At 69.2% G+C, this 1,664-nt stretch carries 1 protein-coding gene; it reads left to right on the top strand.

What is annotated here, in order from left to right:
• Positions 1-124 precede the first annotated feature (124 nt).
• The gene (locus tag LFM09_RS49965) at positions 125-1,525 is read left to right on the top strand and encodes an IS1380 family transposase (RefSeq protein WP_414103711.1); all 1,401 of its coding nucleotides are present in this window, start codon (positions 125-127) and stop codon (positions 1,523-1,525) included.
• The last annotated feature ends 139 nt before the right edge of the window (positions 1,526-1,664 follow it).

The raw sequence follows: 1,664 nt of genomic DNA, 5'->3' as shown, positions 1-1,664 counted from the left end.
CTAGCCTCGGGATTTCGTGTGATCTGAGGTGACACGCCCCTGAACGCGCGGAAGTGCCTGTCCTGTACGGGAAACTGGTGTTTGCGAAGACATCAGATACACCGAACAGGAAGGCACTCCGCAGGTGAAGCGTAGCGCAGGTCCGTGTCTGGTTCTTGATCCGGTTCGTGAGTCGCTGGTGTCCTCGGCGGGTGCGGTGTTGTTGCGGCGGACGCTGCGGTTGTCCGGGGCGCAGCGGGCGTTGTCGGCGGCGCTGGCGCCGTGGCGGGGCCGGCGGGCCACGCATGATCCGGGCAAGATCGTGTGTGATGTCGCGACCACGGTCGCGCTGGGCGGGGACTGCCTGGCCGACCTCGCGCTCGTGCGCGCCCAGCCGGAGCTGTTCGGCCCGGTGGCCAGCGACCCGACGGTGTCACGGCTGGTCAGCACGCTCGCCGCCGATATCGACGCGACGCTGCCGGCGATCCGAGCGGCCCGTGCCCAGGCGCGGGCGGCGGTATGGACACGGCGGCGGCCACTGGCCGGGAAACCCGGAACCAGGGACGGCGGGCAGGTGATCGTGGACATCGACGCGACGCTGGTGACCGCGCACTCGGACAAGCAACACGCCACCGGCACCCACAAACACGGGTTCGGATTCGCGCCGATGTGCGCGTTCGTCGACCACGGCGAGCACGGCACCGGAGAGACCCTGCTCGCCCAACTGCGACCGGGCAACGCCTCCCCCTTCAACGCCCGCGATCACATCGAGGCTGTCGATCTGGCCCTGGCCCAGTTACCCGCCGCCGAGCAGGGCCAGGTGCTGATCCGCACCGACTCCGGCGGATGTTCCAAGGCACTTCTGGCTCATCTCACCGAACTGAGGCTCGAGTACTCGGTCGGGTTCTCCGCGCACGAGACGGTCAAAGCAGCGATCGAGACGATCCCCGCCCAAGCCTGGCGCGCGGCGATCGACAGCGACGGCAACCCCCGCGAGGGCGCCCAGGTCGCCGAGCTCACCGCATGGATGCCCGCACCGATGCGGGCGAGCAGGCCCGGCCCGCAGGACTGGCCCGCCGACATGCGGGTGATCGCCCGCAGGGAACGCCCGCATCCCGGCGCGCAACTACGCCTGACCGACCGCGACGGCTGGCGCATCACCTGCTTCGCCACCAACACCCGAGGACCCGGCTGGACCCTCGCCGACCTGGAGGTCCGGCACCGCCAGCGCGCCCGCGCCGAAGACCGCATCCGCGGCCAGAAGGACACCGGCATGCGCAACCTGCCCTTCCACGGCTACGCCCACAACCAGATCTGGCTCGAGATCGCCGCCCTAGCCGCCGATCTGCTCGCCTGGACCCAGACCCTGGCCTTCGACGAAAGCGAACCGGCACGCCGCTGGGAACCCAAACGACTACGGCTGCGCATCCTCACCGTCGCCGGACACATCATCCACACCGGACGCCGACACCGGCTCAGGCTGCCCCGTGACTGGCCATGGAACTACCTCATCGACACCGCTCACGCAGCACTGCACGCCACCTGAACCCACACCCCTGCCCCACGACACGGAATCGGAGAACCGGCGGACCCAACGCCGGAAACCACCCCTGCCCCAAAACAACGAGCACAGCGAACCGACCGCCAGCACCTCACCCGGCAACCAGGCGAAAGATCGAGGCTAG

Origin of the sequence: Lentzea alba, from assembly GCF_047445655.1 — a bacterium.
Classification (GTDB): Bacteria; Actinomycetota; Actinomycetes; order Mycobacteriales; family Pseudonocardiaceae; genus Lentzea; species Lentzea alba_A.
Note: the sequence above shows the minus strand (reverse complement) of the source record. Positions and strands in the feature narration are given on the sequence as shown.